The following is a 19,601-nucleotide window of genomic DNA, read 5'->3' on the forward strand; positions in this document are numbered from 1 at the left end:
CCACCATGACCACGCTCATCGTCACCTCGTCCGCCCACGGATCCACGCGAGAGATCGCCGAGCGTGTCGCGGAGGTGCTGCGCACGTCGCAGGCCGTCCCGACCGTGGTGGAGGACGTCGAGGGCGCCGCCGCGTGGCTGGCCACGGCGGACGCGGTGATCGTCGCGGCCCCGGTCTACACGGGCTCGCTCGCCGCCGACGCGCGGGCGTTCCTCGACACCCGTCGGGCCGAGCTGGCGGACCTGCCGCTCGTGATCCTGGCCTCCGGCGGCGCGCCCGAGCTGGCCCCGCCGGTGCGGAAGAAGCTCGAGTCCTACGGTCCGCGCGAGGTGGCGTACTTCCGCGGGGCGCTCGTCGAGGAGCGCCTGGGCCGGCTGGAGAAGCTCAAGCTCAAGCTCTCCCGCAACGAGCACTACGGCGACTACCGCGACTGGGACGCCATCGAGGCCTGGGCCAAGACCCTCTCCGGCGCCGGCGTCCGCTGACCTCACCTGCCGCTGTCGTCGACGAGACGGTGGGGGCGCCTCCGCAGACGCTGTCGTTGACGAAACGGCGACGGAGGCTCTCGTGTCCGCAGCCGAGGCGAGCGGTTAACCTGGCCGCATGTCCCATGCCGCCCGTCGCCCCGCCGCGTCCTCCCGCCCCGCCCGGCCCCGCCCGACGACGGCGCCCCTCGCTCTGCCCGACCGGCCCGGCTGGGTGCGGCTCGCCGCGGGTGCGGTGGTCCCGGGCGTCGTCGCGGCGGTCGCGGCGCTCGCGGCCCTGCAGGTGTTCGTCCTCAACCCGTTGGCCGCCGCGCCCGGCGACCGCGGCCTCGGGAGGATCTACGCGGACCTGAGCGCGGCGGGCCAGCTCGGCGTCCCCTTCGTCCTTCCGGCCGTGATCCTAGCGGCCGGGTTCGGTGTGGCCGCGATCCTGTGGTTCCTCACGTGGCGTCGCGAGGAGGTCGACCCGCTGGCGGTCCTCGCCCTGGGCCTCGCCTCGCTCGTCGCCGCGTCCCCGGCCTACTTCATGGCCTCGTTCGGGCCGGGCATGGCGCTCGCGGACACCTACGGCATCGGCGGGGGCGACCACAGCCCGTGGGCCTGGCCGATCTACGTGGTCAGCGTGCTGGCGTCGGCGGGGCTGGTCGCCGTCGTCGTGCTCCTGCTGCGCGGTCCGGTGGGCGGACCCGGCGCCCCGCGGCGCCGGGCCTAGGCTGGCGGGACCGACCTGACCACGACCCCACCAGGAGGACGCACATGACCATCCGCGCCGGCATCGTCGGATACGGGAACCTCGGCCGCAGTGTGGAGAAGCTCGTGAAGCTCCAGCCGGACATGGAGCTGGTGGGCATCTTCTCGCGCCGCACCGGCCTGGACACGGACACGCCCGTGCTCCCGGCGGAGCGGGCCGCCGAGCACGCCGGGGAGATCGACGTGCTGTTCCTCTGCCTCGGCAGCGCCACGGACATCCCCGAGCAGGCGGCCGGCTACGCGCGGCACTTCACCACCGTGGACACCTACGACAACCACCAGCTCATCCCGCGGCACCGCGCCGAGATGGACGCCGCGGCCCGGGAGGGCGGGCACGTGGCGATGATCTCCACCGGCTGGGACCCGGGCCTGTTCTCGGTGAACCGGGTGCTGGGCGCGGCGCTGTTCCCGCAGCCGCAGCAGAACACGTTCTGGGGCAAGGGCCTCTCGCAGGGCCATTCCGACGCCGTCCGGCGGGTCCCCGGCGTCCGGCGCGGCGTGCAGTACACGATCCCCAGCGAGGAGGCGATCGCCGAGGCCCGCGCCGGACGGGGCGCCGAGATCACCGGCGCCTCCGCGCACGTGCGTGAGTGCTACGTGGTGGCCGACGAGGCCGACCACGCGGCCATCACCGAGGCCATCACCACGATGCCCGACTACTTCGCCCCGTACGAGACCACCGTGCACTTCATCTCCGAGGAGGAGTTCGAGCGCGACCACCAGGGCATGCCGCACGGCGGCCACGTCGTCACCTCGGGCGACCTCGGCGGCTCGCGCAGCGCTGTCGAGTTCGTGCTGGAGCTGGAGTCCAACCCCGACTTCACCGCCGCCGCGCAGGTCGCCTACGGCCGTGCCGCCGCGCGTCTGAAGGCCCAGGGGGAGACGGGGGCGCGCACCGTGCTCGAGGTCGCCCCGTACCTGCTCTCGCCCACGGGGCTGGACGAGCTGATCCGCCGGGACGTCTGAGCCGCGGCGAGGCGTCCGGCGCGTGACACCGGGCCGGGCGCCGCCGTCGTCGGCCTCAGGCCAGCAGCAGGGCGACGGCGATCATCGCCGGGATCGCGACGATCGTGGTGACCAGGATCGTGTCCTTCGAGACGCGCAGCCCCGCGTCGTAGCGCACGGCGGTGACGAACACGTTCTGTGCGGTCGGCAGGGAGGCCAGGACGACGGCGACGAACACGTGCCGCGCATCCAGGCCGAACACGAACTGCGCGAGCAGCCAGGCCAGCAGCGGATGCACCACCAGCTTCACCGCCGAGGCGAGCAGCACGTCCGCGCGTCGCCCGCCGGCCCGCTCGAGCGGCCGCGAGCCGACCAGCGACATGCCGAACGCCAGGAGCATCGCCGGGATGGACAGCCCGCCGATGAGCTCCACGGACTCCATGAGGGGGCCCGGCAACGACCAGCCGGTGAGGGAGAAGACCAGGCCGGCCACCGAGCCCAGGATCAGGGGGTTGGTGACCGTGTGGCGGACCTGGTCGGCCACGGCGCGCCCGGGGGAGCGGCGCACCGCCCGGCGCCGGCCCGCCGTCGTGCGTCGCCGGACCTCGCGCGCGGTGGCGGCGTCCATCGCGGCCACGTAGAGCGGCGTGTAGATCGCCAGCTGGAAGATGAGCGCCGGGGCGGCCAGGGCGGCGTCGCCGAGGACGTAGGCCGCGATGGGGATGCCGAGGTTCGCCGAGTTCACGAGCGAGGCGCTGAGCGCGGACATGATCCGCTCCGAGGCCGACCTGCCCTTCAGCAGCGGGACCGTCACCGCGAGGTACAGTGCGGCCGCGGTGAACGCGGACAGCGTGGCCACCCACAGCTGGGGGCCCAGCACGGCGCCCACGTCCGCGCGGGAGAGCGTGACGAACAGCAGCGCCGGGTTGCCGATGAAGAACGCCGCGCGGGAGAGCACGGTGCGGCCGTGCTCGCCGAGCACCCCCGTGCGCCCCACCAGGACGCCCACGAGGATGATCACCCACACGACCGCGAAGCCGGAGAGCACCTGGGTCACGGACGGGCCTCCACAGGTCGGGGTGGGGCGGTCCGCGGCGGGGTCAGGGGCATGGCGCGATCCTACGTCGCGGGCGTCGGCTAGCCTGGATCACGACGGCGGCGCCCACCGCCGAGCGCGCCACGCGGCCCGGTCCCGCGCGGCAGGGCCCTGCAGCCCGGCGCGAAGGGGAGCGGATCCTCGGGCCCACCCGCACGCGACGGACGTCGTCCCCGACCCGCGGCGCGGCATGGCCGGGAGCGCGCCGGCGAGGATGCACCATGACCCGTCAGTCCGACCTCAAGACCCTGATCCGTGCCCGCATGGCCGTCACCGGTGAGCGGTACACCGCCGCGGCGGCGGCCCTCGCTGACGAGTGGCAGTCCGCCGAGCGCTACCACGCGACCGTGCTCACCCGCTTCTTCGACGGGGACCGGCTGCGCTCCATCCCTGCGCGTCGCAAGCCGCGGGTGGCCGTCCTTCTCGAGCTGCTGCGTCGCTTCAGAGCGGGCCGCGCCTACGCGGAGGCCGAGGTCAACGACCTGCTGCGCCCCGCCCACGAGGACGTGGCCACGCTGCGTCGCGAACTCGTGGACTACGGGTTCCTCGACCGCGCCGACGGCGTCTACCGACTGGCGGACGCCGGGCCCGACCTCGACCCGCGCTTCGCCGCAGACCTGCCGGTCGACCTGGAACGCCGGCTGCGCGAGATCCGCGCGGGCGGTTGAGGGGAGCGGGACCCCGCACGTCGACCTGGAACGCCAGCGGTCGCCATGACACCGGAATGTGGCCGCATTCCGACGTCTTGCGTTCCCGGTGCGGCCGTGGCGGGGCGACGTGGACCGATACGGCCCCGGGTCCCTCGCGTGAGGGGCCCGGGGCCGTCGTCGTGGTGTGGAGCGGGCGACGGGAATCGAACCCGCGTATCTTGCTTGGGAAGCAAGCGCTCTACCATTGAGCTACGCCCGCGCAACCGCTCAGCTTCCGCCTGCGGCGCGGGCACCACCATACACCAGCCCGGCCGTGCGACCGGCCCCGCGTCGTCATTGAGCCCCGCGGACCCGTACGTCAGTGCACCGGGTCCGCTGCGGCGACCTCGCGCGCCCGCACCCGCCGCGTCGCCGCCCGGGCGCGCGAGCGACCGAACGCGTCCGCGTACCGCGTGAGCACCGGCCCGGCGATCACGATGGAGAACTCGCCGCGGATGGTCAGGGCCGCACCCGCGCGCCAGCGGCCGGCCACGCCGTTTCCCGAACGAAAGCGCACCAGGGGCCGCCGTTTCCCGAACGAAAGCGCACCAGGGGCCGCCGTTTCCCGAACGAAAGCGCGCCGGGGGCCGCTGGTAGAGTCCGAACCGCGCCCGGCCGCGGCCGGACGCGTCCGGCAGCCCCTGTCCCGGAAGGACGTCCCATGCGCGACACCACGGCCGACGCGGCCCAGGTCCCCGCCCGCCCCGACGACGCGGCGGTGTACCGCTACCTCGCGTTCGGGGAGGCGGACCGCCCCTTCCTCGTCGGCGGTCCCCGGCCCGCGCCGCTGGCCCCCGCTGCGACGCCGTCCCCGGTCGCCGACCTCGAGTCGGTCCGCGCCGCGATCCGCGCCCACGGCGGCCCCTTGGCCTCGACCGCGCACGTGTGCGGCCGCCCCGTCCCGACGCCTCCGGCCGCCGACGCGCCCCGCGGCCTGCGCGGTGCCGCGCGCACCCTGACCGCGACCCGCCGCGACGTCGCCGCACGCCTGGCCGACTCCCGCGAGCGCGCCGACGTGCCCGTCGAGGCGCTGCTGAACTCGGCCTTCGTCGACGCCCACGCGGACGAGCGCCCCGCCGATCGCGGCGTGCCGCGCGGGCGGCTCGCCGGCCTGGTGGACGCCGTCCTCCCGCCGGCCCGCCACGCGGACGACGACGCCGCGGCCGGCCTGCTGCTCGCCCTGCGCGAGCCGGTCCGCGAGGTGTTCGCCTCCGACTCGTTCGCCGCCCGCCCGTACGCCGACGCGCCCACCGTCCGCGCGCTCTTCGAGGACTTCCTCGCCCACCCGCGCCGGCACGACCCCGAGCGCTTCTGGCGCCTGCTCAACCTCGAGCTCTGGCTGCGCGACGCGGTGGACGCGGACGCCGCCCCGGCCGGCCCCGCCACCGCGGTCGACGAGGCCCCCACCGCCCCGGCACCGGCCAAACCGGACCACGAGCCGAACCCGGGCAAGGAGCTCGACCTGGTCTCCGCCGAGGACGGCCGCCGCTACCGCCGCTTCCCGGTGCAGACCGGCCTGGTGGACCGGGACACGGACCTGCAGGCCTACCTGCGCGGCGAGATCGAGGACTTCTTCCGCGACCTGCCCGCGGACGCGATGCCGCAGGACGCCCCGTGGCACTTCTCCGTGTCCGAGAAGATCGTGGCCATCACCCAGGGTCGCTCCTACTACACGTGGGAGGTCCGCCCCTCCGTGGCCGCCCGCGTCCTCTCCCGCCTGGTCACCCGCACGCCCGCGGGCATCGGCCTGGGCGATCCCACCACCATGCAGCTGGCCATCCAGGAGGCGGGCCTGCCGCGCATCGTGCTCTCCGCGGCGGCCGGCGCCGCCGGCAAGGTCGCCGGCAAGCGCGGTGTGTTCTACAACGTGGTGGGCGGCAACGTCCGCGCGATCGACGGGCCCACCACCTACTCCACGTTCCCGGCCAACGTCTCGGCCAAGCTGCCGCCGGCCGAGCCGGACCGGGTGGCCGCCGAGGTCTCGGCGATGATCCGGGCGGCGGACATCCCGGCCTGGGCGAAGGCATCCTTCGCCGGCACCGTCGTGATGGACGCCAACGACATCGGCCGCAACGCCCTCGGCCGGGACACGGAGGCCTCCGCCGCCGTCCTCGAGGCCGCCTTCGCGGACAACCCGCTGGGCCAGGGCCGCGAGCGCACCCCGCTGGCCGTCGTCGTGCGAATGGACTGAGCCGTGCTGCTCTCCGACCGCGACATCCGCGCCGAGCTCGACTCCGGGCGCGTGGGCCTGGACCCCCTCGACCCGGCGATGGTCCAGCCCGCGTCCGTGGACGTGCGCCTGGACCGGTTCTTCCGGCTCTTCGACAACCACCGGTACGCGCACATCGACCCGCGCCAGGAGCAGGACGAGCTGACCCGGCTGGTGGAGGTGGACCCGGACGAGGCGTTCATCCTGCATCCGGGGGAGTTCGTGCTCGGCTCCACCTATGAGCAGGTCACGCTGCCGGACGACCTCGCCGCCCGCCTCGAGGGCAAGTCCTCGCTGGGGCGGCTGGGCCTGCTGACGCACTCGACCGCCGGGTTCATCGACCCCGGGTTCTCCGGGCACGTCACGCTCGAGCTGTCCAACGTGGCCACGCTGCCCATCACGCTGTGGCCGGGGATGAAGATCGGCCAGCTGTGCTTCTTCCGGCTCTCCTCGTCGGCCCAGTCGCCGTACGGCACCGGGGCCAACCAGAACCGGTACCAGGGTCAGCGCGGGCCCACGGCCTCCCGGGCGCACCGGGACTTCCACCTCACCCGCATCGAGCGATGACCGACGTCGCGCTCCCGCCGGTCGCCTCCGCCGCCCCGCGCCGCCAGGTGGCCGCGTGGGCGCTGTGGGACTGGGGCTCGGCCGCGTTCAACGCGGTCATGGTCACCTTCGTGTTCGGCACCTACCTGGCCTCGGACGCGTTCGGGCCGGACGAGCGGGGCACGGCCTGGCTCTCGACGGCGATGGCGGTGGCCGGCGTCGTCATCGCGGTCACCGCGCCCGTGCTGGGGCGTCGGGCGGACGGCGCGGGACGGCGCCGGCGGGGGCTGGCGCTGACCACGGGCGCCGTGATCGCGTGCACCGCAGCTTGCTTCTGGGTCACCCCGGAGGAGTCCTCCCTTCTGCTGGGCGTCACCCTGATCGCCCTGGGCACGGTGTTCTTCGAGTTCGCGGAGGTGCAGGTCAACGCGATCCTCGTGCACATCTCGACGCCGGCCACGATCGGCCGGATCTCGGGCATCGGCTGGGGCGCGGGGTATCTCGGCGGCATCCTGCTGCTGCTGATCGTGTTCGTGGGCTTCGTCTCGGGTGACGCGCACTGGTTCGGCGTCACGGAGGACGCGGCGCTGAACATCCGGGTGGTCGCGCTCGTGGCCGCCGCGTGGTTCCTCGTGTTCGCGATCCCCGTGCTGGTGGCCGTGCCGGACCCGGCCCCCGCCCCGGCGGCGGACGGCGGGCCGCGCCGTGAGTCGGTGCTGGGCTCCTACCGCGAGCTGGGGGCCACGCTGGCCCGGATGTGGCGCGAGGATCGGAACACGCTGTGGTTCCTCGTGGCCTCGGCGGTGTTCCGCGACGGCGTGGGCGCGGTGTTCGTCTACGGCGCCATCCTGGGCACCACGGTCTACGGGCTGGCGACCTCGGACGTGATCCTGTTCGCGATCGCGGCCAACGTGGTGGCCGCCCTGGGCGCCTTCGTGGGCGGGCGGCTCGACGACGCGGTCGGTCCGCGCCGGGTGATCCTCGGTTCGCTGGCCGCCATGGTCCTCGTGGCCGGGGCGCTGTTCTTCGCCTCGGGCACCCTCGCGTTCTGGGTCGGCGGGCTGGCGCTGTGCCTGTTCGTGGGCCCGGTGCAGTCGGCCTCGCGCGCGTTCCTGGGCCGGCTCACCACGCCGCGGACGGCTGGCGAGGTGTTCGGGCTGTACGCCACCACGGGCCGCGCGGTCGGGTTCATCACGCCCGCGCTCGTCACGCTCGCGCTCGCCCTGCACCCGGACAACCGGGTGGTCATCCCCGTGATCGCCGTCGTGCTCGTGGCCGGTGGGCTGCTGTTCGCCCGGGTCACGGAGCCGATCACGCGGAGCGCGGAATCGGTCCGCTGACCCCGGGTGGGGCGCATCCCTCCGTTAGGCTGGACCGGACCCTCGCCCGTGCCTGACGAAGGGACCGCATGCTCGTCATCCTGACCGCGCTCTTCGTCGTCGCGCTCGCCGCCCCGGTGCTCTTCCGGTGGACGGGACGTCAGGGGTTCTATCTGCTCGCCGCCGCTCCCGCGGCGGGCTTCGTCTGGCTGCTCACTCAGCTGCCGCACGTGTTCGCGCTGCAGGAGGCGCTCGACGCCGGCCGGCCGGTCCCGGCCTCGGCGGCGCGCCTGGACCGCGCCGTGCCGTGGGTGCCGTACCTCGAGATCGAGCTCGCGTTCCGCATGGACATGCTGGCCGCGTTCATGTCCCTGATCGTGCTGGGAGTCGGCGCGCTGGTCCTGGCCTACTGCGCCCGCTACTTCCGGGAGCACGAGCCGCGCAACGCGGTGTTCGGCGGGCAGCTGCTGGCGTTCGCCGGCGCGATGTTCGGGCTCGTCACCACGGACGACCTGATGGTGCTCTACACCTTCTGGGAGATCACGTCCGTCCTGTCCTTCCTGCTGATCGGCTACTCGGGCCACCGCATCTTCGCCCGCCGCTCCGCCATCACCGCCCTGATCGTCACCACGTTCGGCGGCCTGGCCATGCTCGCCGGCCTCATCATGCTGGCCCACGTCTCCGGCTCCTGGCGGATCTCCGGCGTGCTCGAGGCGGCCCCGGCCCTCATGGCGGACCCCGGGATGCGCGGGCTGCTCGAGGTCGCCGTCGCGCTCGTGCTGATCGGCGCCCTGACCAAGTCGGCCCAGGCGCCGTTCCACTTCTGGCTCCCGGCCGCCATGGCCGCGCCCACCCCCGTGTCCGCGTACCTGCACGCGGCGGCCATGGTGAAGGCCGGCGTGTTCCTCGTGGCCCGCCTGGCCCCGGAGTTCCACGACCTCACGTCCTGGCAGGTCCTGGTGCTCGGCGTCGGCCTGTGGACCCTGGTGCTCGGCGGCTGGCGCGCCCTGCGGCAGACGGACGTCAAGCTCGTGCTCGCCTACGGCACGGTCTCCCAGCTCGGCTTCCTCATGGTGGCCAACGGCCTGGGCACCCGGGACGCGGCGATGGCCGGGCTCGCCATGCTCCTGGCCCACGCGGTGTTCAAGGCGCCGCTGTTCATGATCGTCGGCATCATCGACCATGAGACCGGCACCCGCGACCTGCGCCAGCTCTCCGGCATCGGGCGCCGCCATCCGGTCCTGGCCGCCGTCGCCGTGGCGGCGGGGCTGTCCATGGCCGGGCTGCCCCCGCTGTTCGGCTTCGTGGCCAAGGAGTCCGTGCTCGAGTCGCTGGCCGCCCACGGGGCCGCCCACGGCGGCGTGTGGGGCTGGACGCCGCTCGTGCTCATGACCGTGGGCTCGGTGCTCACCTTCGCCTACACGTGGCGGTTCCTGTGGGGCTCGTTCGCCGCCAAGCGGGACGAGGAGGGGGCCGCGGTCCCCGTCACGCGCTTCCACACCCGCGTCACCACCCTCGAGCTGGCCCCGGCCGCGCTGCTCGCGCTCGCCGGCCTGGTGCTCGCCTTCCTGCCCGGCCCGGTGGAGGGGATCATCACCGCCCACACGGGCTCCCTGCCGCCGCTGGACCCGGAGGAGGCGCCGGCCTACCTGGCCCTGTGGCACGGCTGGACGCCCATCCTCGCCCTCTCCGCGGGGGTCTGGGTGCTCGGCGCGCTGCTCGCCCTCGGCCGGCCGGGAGTCGAGGCGTTCCAGCGCCGCGTCGAGTTCCCGGTCGACGCCCTGCGCACGTACCGGAAGATCACCGGCGCCCTCGACGAGGTCGCCATCTGGGTCACGGGGCGCACCCAGACCGGCTCCCTGCGCCGCTACCTGGGCATCATCCTGGCCACCGCGTTCCTGCTGCCGGCCGCGTTCCTGCTCTTCCCCGTGGGGCGCAGCGAGCGCACGCTGGCCACCTCGTTCCTCTCCGCGGACGTCGCCTGGTTCCAGACCCCGGCGCAGCTGGTCGTGGTGCTGATGATCGCCGTCGCCACCGTGTTCGCCGTCCGCGCGCGCCGCCGCTTCAAGGCGATCATGCTGGTGTCCGTGACCGGCTACGGCGCCGCCGCCCTGTTCGCGATGCGCGGCGCCCCGGACCTCGCGATCACCCAGGTGCTCGTGGAGACCATCATCCTGGTCACCCTCATCCTGGGCCTGCGCGTGCTGCCGCCGGACTGGTACGACCGCCGCACCGGCTCGCGGCGGCTGGGCCGCCTGGCCGTGGCCGTCGGGTTCGCGCTGACCATGATGTGGATCGCCGCCACCGCGCTGGCCGCCCGCACGGCGGAGCGGATCTCGCTGCCCATGCCGGAGCTCGCCTACACGGACGGCTACGGCACGAACGCCGTGAACGTCACCCTCGTGGACATCCGCGCGTGGGACACGTGGGGCGAGATCACGGTGCTGGCCGCCGCGGCCACCGGCGTGGCCTCCCTGATCTTCCTGCAGCACCGCGACGGGCGCACCCGCAGCATCGACGACGTCGCCCCCGGCTCCGTCGGCGACTTCGGCGCCGACTCCTCGCTCGGGGCCCGCGAGCTGTCCGTCGTGCGCAGCTTCGCTGTGGACGATCGCAAGGGCCAGTGGCTCGTGGCCGGCCACACGATGGCCCCCGAGCGGCGCTCGATCATCCTCGAGGTCGTCACCCGCTTCATGTTCCCGATCATGATGCTGCTCTCCGTCTACCTGCTGCTGGCCGGGCACAACACCCCCGGCGGCGGCTTCGCCGGCGGCCTGCTCGCAGGCCTGGCCCTCACGCTGCGCTTCCTCGCCGGCGGCCGGTACGAGCTGCAGGAGGCCTCCGTGATCCCGGCCGGGCCCATGATCGGCCTGGGCCTGGCGATCGCCACGCTCACCGGGATCGCCCCGCTCTTCTTCGGCGGGCAGATCCTGCAGTCCTATGTGGTGGAGTTCACCGACCTGCCGCTGTTCGGCGACGCCCTCAAGCTGGTCTCGGCCACGGCGTTCGACATCGGCGTGTACCTCGTGGTGGTCGGGCTCGTGATCGACGTGCTGCGCTCGCTCGGCGGTGAGGTGGACCGCCGGGGCGAGGAGGCCCGCCGCGCCCGCCTGCGCGCCGCGGCCCGCCGTCGTCATCCGCGCATGCCCACCCCGTCCACCCCCGACGCCCCGGAGGCCGCCCGATGATGACCGTCGACCTGGCCCTGCTCCTGGCGATGGGCGTGATGTTCGCCGGGGGGATCTACCTGGTGCTCGAGCGCAGCCTGACGCGCATCCTGCTCGGCATCGTGCTGATCAACAACGGCGCCATCATGCTGCTGTTCCTCTCCTCGGGCGGCACGGGCCTGGCCCCGCTGTTCGTGCGCGGACGGGACCCGCACGAGTACGCGGACACGCTGCCGCAGGCGCTGATCCTCACCGCGATCGTGATCGGCTTCGCCGTGGTCGCGTTCCTGACCGCCATGATCTACCGCTCGTGGCTGCTCGTCCGCGAGGACGAGGTCGAGGTGGACGCGGAGGACGTCAAGATCGCCCGGATGCCCGCCTGGGACGCGGAGGACGACGCGGAGCTCGTGGAGGAGTCCTCCGAGTTCCTGGACGACGCCGCGGACCCCAACGCCCACTACGAGCACGCGACGGAGGCACGGCCCCAGGTGCAGCACGCCACGCCCGCCCCCCAGGCGCCCACCGGATCCGGGGCAGCGTCCCGCGGCCGCCGTCCCGAGGGCGGGGAGCGCGCATGAGCATCGGTTCCGTCCCCCTGACCGACCTGGCCCCGCTGGCCGTCATGCTGCCCGTGCTGGGCGCGGCCGTGACCTTCATGCTCGTGCGCCGCCCCCGCGCGCAGATCACCGTCACGGTCTCCGCGCTCGTGCTCACCCTCGTGCTGGACGCGCTGCTGCTGGCCGCGGTCTGGGACACCGGGGTCGCGGCCGTCCACCTCGGCGGCTGGCCGGCCCCGCTGGGCATCAGCCTCGTGGTGGATCGGCTCTCGGCCCTCATGCTCGTGGTGTCGGCGCTGATCACCCTGGCGGTGCTGCTGTACGCCTCGGCGCAGGGGCTGATCAACCGGGACGAGGGTGGGCCGGTCTCGATCTTCCACCCCACGTTCCTGATCCTCGTGGCGGGCGTGTCCAACGCGTTCCTCGCCGGCGACCTGTTCAACCTCTACGTGGGCTTCGAGATCCTCCTGACGTCCTCCTACGTGCTGCTGACCATGGGGGGCACCGCCCAGCGCATCCGCGCGGGCGTCACCTACGTGGTGGTCTCCGTGCTCTCCTCGGTGGTGTTCCTGATCGCGATCGCGATGATCTACGCGGCCACCGGCACCGTGAACATGGCGGACCTGGCCGTGAAGCTGGGCGAGCTGCCCACCGACGTGCAGATGGTCCTGCACGTGCTGCTCCTGGTGGGCTTCGGCATCAAGGCGGCCGTGTTCCCGCTGTCCTTCTGGCTGCCGGACTCGTACCCCACCGCGCCCGCCCCGGTGACCGCGGTGTTCGCGGGCCTGCTCACCAAGGTGGGCGTGTACGCGATGATCCGCACCGAGACGCTGCTCTTCCCGGGGGAGCACGTCAACGCGCTCCTGCTCGTGGTGGCCGCGCTGACCATGGTGGTGGGCATCCTCGGCGCGCTGGCCCAGACGGACATCAAGCGCATCCTGTCCTTCATCCTCGTCTCCCACATCGGCTACATGATCTTCGGCCTGGGCCTGGCCACGGAGGCGGGGCTGGCGGCCACCGTGTACTACGTGGCCCATCACATCACCGTGCAGACCGCGCTCTTCCTCGTCACGGGCCTGATCGAGAACCGCGCCGGCACCGCGAACATCGACCGCCTCGGGTCCCTGGCGAAGGTCTCCCCGTTCGTGAGCGTCCTGTTCCTCGTGCCCGCGCTCAACCTCGGCGGCATCCCGCCGTTCTCCGGCTTCCTCGGCAAGGTCGGCCTGCTGCGCGGCGGCGTCGAGCAGGCCACGCCCCTGGCCTACACGCTGGTGGGCGTGTCCCTGCTCGTGTCCCTGCTGACCCTGCTCGTGGTGGTGCGCGTGTGGACCCGCGCGTTCTGGCGCCGCGTCGAGGACGTGGAGCACCCGCCCGCCCAGCTCGTGGCCGCCTACGAGCGGGCCGTCGCCCGTGGCGAGCGCCCCCGCCCGCTCGAGCCGGGCCTCGTGCTGCCCACCACGGCGCTCGTGGGCCTGACGCTGGTGTTCACGGTGGCCGCCGGTCCGCTGTTCGCGCTGGCCGACGAGGCCGCCACGGACATGCTCGACCGCTCGCCCTACATCGCGGCGGTGCTCGACGACGCCGCGGCCGAGCGGGCCGCGGCCACCCTCAGCGTCGACCCGACGGAGGTGCACGATGCCCGGAAGTGACTCCGCCCGCCGCGGCGTGGTGCGCCCCGACCGGATCCGGGGCATCGTGGCCCAGTGGCCGCTGATCCTCGTGATGGTGGCCGTGTGGTGCGCCCTGTGGCAGGACTTCGCTCCGCACGTGGCCCTGACCGGCCTCGCCTTCGCGCTGCTGATCATCGGGCTCTTCCCGATGCCGAGCATCCCGTTCAGCGGCCGTCTGAACCCCTGGTGGTCCCTCGTGTTCACGGTGCGGTTCCTCGTCGACGTCGTGCGCGCCTCAGTCAACGTGGCCGGGACGGTGCTGCTGCGTGGCCGCCGCGCCCGCGGCTCGATCGTGGGCGTCCCGCTGCGCAGCCACGACGACCTCATCATCACGCTCGTCAGCCACGCCCTGGCCCTGGTGCCGGGCTCGATCGTGCTGGACGTGGACCGGGTCCGCTCCGTCCTGTACCTGCACGTGCTCGACGCGACCACGGACGAGGACGTGGCGGGCTTCCGCGCCAAGGCCCTCGACGTGGAGGCGGGCATCATCCGCGCCGTCGGCACGCGTGAGGACCTCGAGCTGGTCCGCCGCTTCCCGAGTTCGGCGCCCCCCGCCGCCCGCCCCCCGAAGGAGGAGGCCTGATGGACCCCATGGACCTGGCCACGTGGGCCGGCGGGGCGCTGCTCGTGGTCGGCGCCGTCGGTGCGCTCTACCGGATCGTGCGCGGCCCCTCGCTGCTGGACCGGGCGGTCGCCACGGACGTGCTGCTCGTGGTGTTCTCCGGGATGCTCGTCCTGGAGATGGCCGTGCACCGCCACACCCACCACGTGGTCCTCGTGGTGCTGGCCGCCACCGTCGGCTTCGTCGGCTCGGTGACGGTGGCGCGCTTCGCGGAGGACCGGCGCCCGGACCACTCGCTCGAGGACCAGGCGCGCGTGCCCGGCACCACGGACGTGCCGGGCGGGGAGGAGGGCCGATGACCGACACCGCCACGCTCCTGGACTGGCTGGCCGCGTTCCTGCTCGTCAGCGGTGCCTTCTTCTCCCTGGTGGCCGGCGTGGGCCTGTTCGTGCTCCCGGACCTGCTGGCCCGCATGCACGCCGCCGCCAAGCCGCAGGTCCTCGGCCTGCTGCTCATGCTCGCCGGGCTGGCGATCGAGTGGCGGTCGTGGGTGTGGCTGCCCGTGCTGTTGCTGGCGTGGGTCACCCAGATGGTCACGGCCCCGGTGGCCTCCCACCTGGTGGGCCGTACGGGCTACCGCACCAAGCACGCCCGCCGTGAGCTGTTGCACCGGGACGAGCTGGCCGCCGTCGTCCGTCGCGCCGAGCCCCCGGCGGACCCCGGGCCGCGCCGCGCCGGCGCCCGGCCGCGCGGGCGCCGCTGACACCACCCCGCATAGCACGACGGCCGCCGTCCGGATCCCTCCGGGCGGCGGCCGTCGTCGTGGTGGTGGCGGGGCGGCTCAGACCTCGTGGTCCACGCGGTGCGCGGTGGACTCGGACACCTTGCGGATCGCGGCGCCGGCGCCGCGCTGGCCGGCGACCTTCAGCAGCGCCGCGACGCCCGCGGAGATGAACGCGAAGGACAGGGCCTCGATGAGGGGCAGCGTCTCGTCGGCCGCGTCGTTCGGGGCGCTGTGGCCGGTGACGAGCCGCCAGCCGCCCGCCACCACGCGGGAGCCGACGATGCCGCCGACCAGCGTGATGCCGGCGGACAGGGCCTTCTGGGCGAGCGTGTTCATGGTGCGCCTTCCGTGGTCGGGGATCTCACGTGCGGTTGCGGCCGCGGCCGACGACGCCGGACGGGCCGGTCCCCAGCCTAGCCCGCGGTGGGCACCGGGTCGCCGCTGACGTGCCGGCCGGGGTCGCCGTCGGCGTCCAGATGGGCCTGCAGCATGCCGGTGAGCTCGTGGTCCACGGGGATCTCGACGCCGTCGACGGCGCGCACCGGCAGGACGCCGCGCACCGAGGAGACGAGCCAGACGCCCTCGGCGCCCTGGAGGTCCGCCGGGACGAGCGGGCCGTAGCCGAGCTCCCAGCCGTCCGCGTGGGCGGCCGCGAAGATCACGGCCTGCGACGTGCCGGCGAGGATGCCCTTCTGGCGCAGCGGGGTGAGGAGGCGGCGGACGCCGTCCTCCCCGGTGCGCACGATCAGCACCGTGGAGGTGGGGCCCTCGAGCAGGTAGCCGTCCGCGCTGGTGAAGACGACGTCGTCGGCGCCGTGCGCGCGGGCGTAGCGCAGGGCGGCCATGTTCACGGCGTAGGAGAGGGTCTTCGCGCCGGTGAGCAGCCACGGGGAGCGCTCGGGGGCCTGCGAGTCGATGCCGCGGTCCAGCAGCAGCACCCGCAGCCCCCGCTGCCGCTCCTCGTCCTGGATCGCCGGGGCCGGGCTCAGCAGCGCCCACGCGGTGGGCGTGGGCACCGCGCCGGGAGCCGCGTCCGGGCCGCGGGTGACGGTCAGGCGCACGGCGAGACGGTCCCCGGGCGCGACGTCGTTGGCCTCGGTGAACGCCCGCAGGCCGAGCGCGACGGCGGCCTCCCACGCCGCCGCCTCGGGGGCGGCCAGCTGCAGGGCGGCGGCGGACGCGGCCAGCCGGCCGAGGTGGGCTCCGAGCTTGCGCATGCGCAGGGTCCCGAGCCCGTCGGCGACGGCGAGCGCCGTCTCGAAGATGCCGTCGCCGCGCGTGACCCCCTGGTCCGTGACGCTCAGGTGCGGGACGGCCGGGTCCGCGAGCCGCGGGGCGGGGGCGCCGTCCGCGTCCGTCTCGAGCAGGACGAGGACGGGCGAGCCGGCGGCGGGGGAGAAGGCGGTGGGACGCATCCGCCCAGGATAGACGCCCGCCCCCGGCCGATCGGGGCCGGGGGCGGGCATCAGTCGGGGGCGGTCAGGCCCGGTGGGCGCCGCCGTCCGGGGCGGGGACGGAGGGCTGCGCCGGGGCGTGGGCGCGCTCGAGCTGGGCGCCCTCCACGTCCACGTCCGGCATGATCCGGTCGAGCCAGCGCGGCAGCCACCACGCCTTCTCGCCGAGCAGGTGCATCAGCGCCGGCATCAGGAGCAGGCGCACCACGAACGCGTCCAGCAGCACGCCGAAGGCCAGGCCGAAGCCCATCGGGCGGATCATCGCGTCGTGGGCGAAGATGAACCCGCCGAACACGGAGATCATGATGATCGCCGCGGCGATCACGACGGCCCGGCCCGAGCGCAGGCCGGTCAGCACGGCCTGGCGGGCGGGCAGGCCGTGGGCGTAGGCCTCGCGCATGCCGGAGGCGATGAACAGCTGGTAGTCCATGGCCAGGCCGAACAGCACGCCGATCATGATGGTCGGCAGGAAGCTGAGCACGGGGCCGGGGTTGTGGACCCCGAACACCGAGCCGAGCCAGCCCCACTGGTAGATGGCCACCACGCCGCCCATGGCGGCGAACATGGAGAGCACGAACCCGCCGGTGGCGATCAGCGGCACCAGGATCGAGCGGAACACCAGCACCATGATCAGCAGGGACAGGCCCACCACCACGCCCAGGTAGAGGGGCAGGGCGTCGGAGAGCTTCTCCGAGACGTCGATGAACCCGCTGGTCATGCCGGCCACGCCGAGGTTGGAGGCCTCGCCGGCCGGCTCGGTGGCGCGCAGGTCGCGCACCAGCTCCTCGGTGGAGACGGCGTTCGGGCCCTCCTCGGGCAGCACCTGGAACATGGTGACGGTGCGGTCCTCGTTGAAGCCCGCGGGCACCACGGCGTGCGCGTGCTCGAGGCCGGCGAGCTGCTCGCCCACCGCCAGGCGGGCGTCCTCGGCCGCGTCCTCGTCCAGGCCGGCGGGCAGGTCCACGGTCACCACGAGCGGGCCGTTGTAGCCCTCGCCGAACTTCTCGGCGGTGAGCTCGTACGCAACCTGCGAGTCGGAGCCCTCCGGCTCGGACCCGCCGTCCGGCAGGCCCAGGCGCATCGAGCCGACCGGCAGGGCCACGAGCACCAGCAGGGCGACGGCCGCCAGGGCCGAGGCGATCGCGGCCGGGGTGGACATGGTCGAGCGGCGCCCGGCGCGGCGCACGGCGGCGGAGCCCTCGGCGACGGAGGCGGGACCCTCGTCGGCGAGGCGGGCCCGCTCCTTCTTCGAGAGGATCCGCATCCCGGCCAGGGAGAGCAGGGCCGGGGTCAGGGTGACGGCCACCAGCACGGCCACGGCCACGCAGACCGCGCCCACGGTGCCCATCAGGCCCAGGAACGGGATGCCGGTGACGTTCAGGCCCACGAGGGCGACGATCACGGTGATGCCGGCAAACACCACGGCGTTGCCGGAGGTGCCGTTGGCCAGCGCGATCGACTCGTGCAGGCCCGTGCCGCGACGCAGCTCCTGGCGGTGCCGGTTGACGATGAACAGCGCGTAGTCGATGCCCACGGCCAGGCCCAGCATCACCCCGAGCACCGGGGTCACGGAGATCATCTCCACGGCGGAGGAGAACGCGAGCGCCCCGGCGGCGCCCACGCCCACGCCCACCAGCGCGTTGACCAGCGGCAGACCCGCGCCCACGAGGGTGCCGAGCATGACCACCAGCACGATCGCGGCGACCACGAGGCCCACGACCTCGCCCGGGCCGAGCAGGGAGGACACGGTGGCGTTGAGCTCCTGGGAGGGATGCACGGCGACGCCGTCGATGTCCGCGCCGGTGAGGGCGCCGGTGACCGCCTCCTTGTCCTCGGCGGTGACGTCCGGGGTCGGCGTGGTGAAGGTGACGATCCCGACGGCGGTGCTGCCGTCCTCGGACACGGTGCGGAAGTCCTCCGCGAGGGCCAGGGTGCGCTCGCCGCGCTCGGCCTCGACGCGGCCGTCGTCCAGCTCGGCGCGGCCGTCGGCGAGGTCGGCCTCGGCCTGGTCCAGGCGCTCCGCGCCGGCGGCCAGCTGGGCCCGGCCGTCCTCGAGCTCGGCGACGCCGCGCTCGTACTCGGCCCGGCCCTCGTCGATCTTCTGCTGCTGCGCGTCGAGCTCGGCCTCGGCCGCGTCCAGGGCCTGCTGCCGTCCCGCGGCCACCTGCTCGCGGCCGGCCTCGAGCTCGGCCTCGGACTCCTGCAGCTGCTGCCGGCCGGCGGCGAGTCGGGCGGCGCCGTCGTCGGCCTCCGCCTGGGCGGCCGCGAGCTGTTCGGCGCCCGCGTCGGCCTCGGCCTGGGCGGCCTCCAGCTGCGCGCGGGCGGCGTCGGCCTGGTCCTGACCGGCCGCCAGCTGTGCCTCGCCGGCGGCGAGCTGCGCCTCCTGGTCGGCGAACTGCGCGGCGACCTGCTCCGCCGGGATGCCGGCGGCCTCGGCCTCGGCCAGCGCGGCGTCCCGGGCCTGCTCGAGCTCGGCGCGGCCCGCGGCCAGCTGCTCGGCCTGGGCGTCGAGCTCGGCCTGCCCGGCCTCGAGCTCGGCCCACCGGGCGTCGAGCTCGGCCTGCGCGGCCTCGAGCTCCTGACGCTGTGCGTCGAGCTTGGCCTGGCCGGCCTCGAGGCGCTCCGCCTGCTCCTCGAGCTCGGCGCGGCCGGCGTCGAGCTGCTCCTGGCCTTCGGCCACCTGCTGCTCGGCCTCCCGGAGCGGGGCCAGGGCCTCGGCCGGCAGGGCGTCCAGGCCACGCTCCTCGAGGTCGGCGCGCGCGGCGTCGAGCTTCGCCTGCCCCTCCTCCAGCTGGGCGGCGGCCTCGGCCAGGCGCTGCTCGCCCGCGTCGGCCTCGGCCGTGCGACGCTCGAGCTCGGCCCGGCCGTCCTCGATCTCCTGGCGTCCGTCCGCGAGGCGCTGCTCGCCGTCGGCCAGCTCGGTGCGGCCCTCGTCCAGCCGGGTGCGGGCGTCGTCCTGCTGGGCCTGGGCCTCGAACGGGTCCACGACGCCCTCCACGGCCGGCTGCTCGGCGACGTCGTCCAGCAGGGCGGTGATCTGCTCGCGCTGGGCGTCGGTCAGGGGGGAGCCGTCCTCGGTGGTGAACACGACCTGGCCCCTGCCGCGGGAGGCTTCGGGGAACTCCTCCTTGAGACGGTCCGTGACCTGGGCGGTGGGGGTGCCGGGGATGGTGACGGTGGAGGAGAGCGTGCCGCCGAAGGCGAGGAACCCGCCGACGGCGAGGGCCAGGGCGAGCACCCAGGCGAGGATCACGAGGAGGGGGCGGCGGGCGGCGCCGAGGCCGAGACGGTAGAGCAGTGTCGCCATGGGAAGGGGAGGTCTCCTTGCGCTGGGGTGGGACGCGGCCGGACGCGGCGCGCCGCCTCCG

The 19,601-nt window shown here is 74.3% G+C and carries 17 protein-coding genes, 1 tRNA gene and 1 pseudogene; 13 read left to right on the forward strand and 6 right to left on the reverse strand.

Annotated features, from left to right (window positions below):
* Positions 1 to 5: 5 nt before the first annotated feature.
* The 3 genes from MF605_RS03485 to MF605_RS03495 all read left to right on the forward strand — a co-directional run bounded on the left by MF605_RS03485 (position 6) and on the right by MF605_RS03495 (position 2,201).
* Complete coding sequence (locus MF605_RS03485; RefSeq protein WP_134415860.1) at positions 6 to 485, forward strand: flavodoxin domain-containing protein; 480 nt, start codon at positions 6 to 8, stop codon at positions 483 to 485.
* Between the two features lie 118 nt (positions 486 to 603).
* Entirely contained in the window at positions 604 to 1,197 is a 594-nt protein-coding gene (locus tag MF605_RS03490; RefSeq protein WP_134415858.1) for a hypothetical protein, read from the forward strand.
* A gap of 44 nt (positions 1,198 to 1,241) precedes the next feature.
* Positions 1,242 to 2,201, forward strand: a complete 960-nt coding sequence (locus MF605_RS03495; RefSeq protein WP_036385002.1) for a diaminopimelate dehydrogenase — start codon at positions 1,242 to 1,244, stop codon at positions 2,199 to 2,201.
* Positions 2,202 to 2,256: 55 nt separating this feature from the next.
* Here MF605_RS03495 and MF605_RS03500 read toward each other — a convergent pair whose 3' ends face one another.
* A complete protein-coding gene (locus MF605_RS03500) occupies positions 2,257 to 3,237 on the reverse strand; it encodes an AEC family transporter (RefSeq protein WP_036317140.1) in 981 nt (326 codons plus the stop codon).
* Between the two features lie 260 nt (positions 3,238 to 3,497).
* Here MF605_RS03500 and MF605_RS03505 point away from each other — a divergent pair, with 260 nt between their 5' ends.
* Positions 3,498 to 3,944 carry a DUF2087 domain-containing protein gene (locus tag MF605_RS03505; RefSeq protein WP_134415856.1) on the forward strand — a complete coding sequence of 149 codons (447 nt, stop codon included), beginning with the start codon at positions 3,498 to 3,500 and terminating at the stop codon, positions 3,942 to 3,944.
* A gap of 167 nt (positions 3,945 to 4,111) precedes the next feature.
* On the opposite strand, the gene MF605_RS03510 is transcribed toward MF605_RS03505, so the two are convergent.
* Together MF605_RS03510 and MF605_RS03515 are read right to left on the reverse strand one after the other, a co-directional pair.
* Positions 4,112 to 4,185, reverse strand: a tRNA-Gly gene (locus MF605_RS03510).
* Between the two features lie 99 nt (positions 4,186 to 4,284).
* On the reverse strand, positions 4,285 to 4,458 hold the full coding sequence (locus MF605_RS03515) for a hypothetical protein (protein ID WP_223247468.1): 174 nt from the start codon (positions 4,456 to 4,458) through the stop codon (positions 4,285 to 4,287).
* 168 nt (positions 4,459 to 4,626) lie between these two features.
* Here MF605_RS03515 and MF605_RS03520 point away from each other — a divergent pair, with 168 nt between their 5' ends.
* The 9 genes and pseudogenes from MF605_RS03520 (at position 4,627) to mnhG (ending at position 14,758) form a co-directional block, all read left to right on the forward strand.
* A complete protein-coding gene (locus tag MF605_RS03520) occupies positions 4,627 to 6,156 on the forward strand; it encodes a hypothetical protein (protein ID WP_134415854.1) in 1,530 nt (509 codons plus the stop codon).
* 3 nt (positions 6,157 to 6,159) lie between these two features.
* Complete coding sequence (gene dcd / locus MF605_RS03525; RefSeq protein WP_002858370.1) at positions 6,160 to 6,741, forward strand: dCTP deaminase; 582 nt, start codon at positions 6,160 to 6,162, stop codon at positions 6,739 to 6,741.
* A pseudogene (locus MF605_RS03530) lies at positions 6,690 to 8,060 on the forward strand (MFS transporter); the annotation flags it as partial. The gene dcd and the pseudogene MF605_RS03530, both read left to right, overlap by 52 nt.
* A 68-nt stretch (positions 8,061 to 8,128) precedes the next feature.
* The gene (locus MF605_RS03535) at positions 8,129 to 11,227 is read left to right on the forward strand and encodes a Na+/H+ antiporter subunit A (RefSeq protein ID WP_061867680.1); all 3,099 of its coding nucleotides are present in this window, start codon (positions 8,129 to 8,131) and stop codon (positions 11,225 to 11,227) included.
* Positions 11,224 to 11,784, forward strand: coding sequence for an NADH-quinone oxidoreductase subunit K (locus MF605_RS03540; RefSeq protein WP_002858374.1), 561 nt, complete (start codon positions 11,224 to 11,226; stop codon positions 11,782 to 11,784). The genes MF605_RS03535 and MF605_RS03540 overlap by 4 nt, the downstream gene beginning before the upstream one ends.
* Entirely contained in the window at positions 11,781 to 13,412 is a 1,632-nt protein-coding gene (locus tag MF605_RS03545) for a Na+/H+ antiporter subunit D (RefSeq protein WP_044658842.1), read from the forward strand. Before MF605_RS03540 ends, MF605_RS03545 begins: the two co-directional genes overlap by 4 nt.
* Positions 13,399 to 14,016 carry a Na+/H+ antiporter subunit E gene (locus MF605_RS03550; protein ID WP_036383643.1) on the forward strand — a complete coding sequence of 206 codons (618 nt, stop codon included), beginning with the start codon at positions 13,399 to 13,401 and terminating at the stop codon, positions 14,014 to 14,016. The genes MF605_RS03545 and MF605_RS03550 overlap by 14 nt, the downstream gene beginning before the upstream one ends.
* Positions 14,016 to 14,354: an MrpF/PhaF family protein gene (locus tag MF605_RS03555; RefSeq protein ID WP_036383645.1), complete on the forward strand. Its 339-nt coding sequence runs from the start codon at positions 14,016 to 14,018 to the stop codon at positions 14,352 to 14,354. Before MF605_RS03550 ends, MF605_RS03555 begins: the two co-directional genes overlap by 1 nt.
* Positions 14,351 to 14,758, forward strand: a complete 408-nt coding sequence (gene mnhG, locus MF605_RS03560; RefSeq protein WP_036383647.1) for a monovalent cation/H(+) antiporter subunit G — start codon at positions 14,351 to 14,353, stop codon at positions 14,756 to 14,758. Before MF605_RS03555 ends, mnhG begins: the two co-directional genes overlap by 4 nt.
* A gap of 78 nt (positions 14,759 to 14,836) precedes the next feature.
* Here mnhG and MF605_RS03565 read toward each other — a convergent pair whose 3' ends face one another.
* From MF605_RS03565 to MF605_RS03575, 3 genes are all read right to left on the reverse strand, one after another.
* Positions 14,837 to 15,115, reverse strand: a complete 279-nt coding sequence (locus MF605_RS03565; RefSeq protein WP_036383649.1) for a DUF4235 domain-containing protein — start codon at positions 15,113 to 15,115, stop codon at positions 14,837 to 14,839.
* Between the two features lie 77 nt (positions 15,116 to 15,192).
* The gene (locus MF605_RS03570) at positions 15,193 to 16,194 is read right to left on the reverse strand and encodes an aminotransferase class IV (RefSeq protein ID WP_036383651.1); all 1,002 of its coding nucleotides are present in this window, start codon (positions 16,192 to 16,194) and stop codon (positions 15,193 to 15,195) included.
* A 64-nt stretch (positions 16,195 to 16,258) separates the two neighbouring features.
* A complete protein-coding gene (locus MF605_RS03575) occupies positions 16,259 to 19,540 on the reverse strand; it encodes an MMPL family transporter (RefSeq protein WP_134415852.1) in 3,282 nt (1,093 codons plus the stop codon).
* Positions 19,541 to 19,601 lie beyond the last annotated feature (61 nt).

Source organism: Micrococcus luteus, assembly GCF_022664405.1.
In the GTDB taxonomy this organism is placed as follows: Bacteria; Actinomycetota; Actinomycetes; order Actinomycetales; family Micrococcaceae; genus Micrococcus; species Micrococcus luteus.

Coding starts and splice junctions, on each gene's coding strand:
- MF605_RS03485 (WP_134415860.1), top strand. CDS start 6: ATGACCACGCTCATCGTCACCTCGTCCGCCCACGGATCCACGCGAGAG.
- MF605_RS03490 (WP_134415858.1), top strand. CDS start 604: ATGTCCCATGCCGCCCGTCGCCCCGCCGCGTCCTCCCGCCCCGCCCGG.
- MF605_RS03495 (WP_036385002.1), top strand. CDS start 1,242: ATGACCATCCGCGCCGGCATCGTCGGATACGGGAACCTCGGCCGCAGT.
- MF605_RS03505 (WP_134415856.1), top strand. CDS start 3,498: ATGACCCGTCAGTCCGACCTCAAGACCCTGATCCGTGCCCGCATGGCC.
- MF605_RS03520 (WP_134415854.1), top strand. CDS start 4,627: ATGCGCGACACCACGGCCGACGCGGCCCAGGTCCCCGCCCGCCCCGAC.
- MF605_RS03535 (WP_061867680.1), top strand. CDS start 8,129: ATGCTCGTCATCCTGACCGCGCTCTTCGTCGTCGCGCTCGCCGCCCCG.
- MF605_RS03540 (WP_002858374.1), top strand. CDS start 11,224: ATGATGACCGTCGACCTGGCCCTGCTCCTGGCGATGGGCGTGATGTTC.
- MF605_RS03545 (WP_044658842.1), top strand. CDS start 11,781: ATGAGCATCGGTTCCGTCCCCCTGACCGACCTGGCCCCGCTGGCCGTC.
- MF605_RS03550 (WP_036383643.1), top strand. CDS start 13,399: ATGCCCGGAAGTGACTCCGCCCGCCGCGGCGTGGTGCGCCCCGACCGG.
- MF605_RS03555 (WP_036383645.1), top strand. CDS start 14,016: ATGGACCCCATGGACCTGGCCACGTGGGCCGGCGGGGCGCTGCTCGTG.
- mnhG (WP_036383647.1), top strand. CDS start 14,351: ATGACCGACACCGCCACGCTCCTGGACTGGCTGGCCGCGTTCCTGCTC.
- MF605_RS03565 (WP_036383649.1), bottom strand. CDS start 15,115: ATGAACACGCTCGCCCAGAAGGCCCTGTCCGCCGGCATCACGCTGGTC.
- MF605_RS03570 (WP_036383651.1), bottom strand. CDS start 16,194: ATGCGTCCCACCGCCTTCTCCCCCGCCGCCGGCTCGCCCGTCCTCGTC.
- MF605_RS03575 (WP_134415852.1), bottom strand. CDS start 19,540: ATGGCGACACTGCTCTACCGTCTCGGCCTCGGCGCCGCCCGCCGCCCC.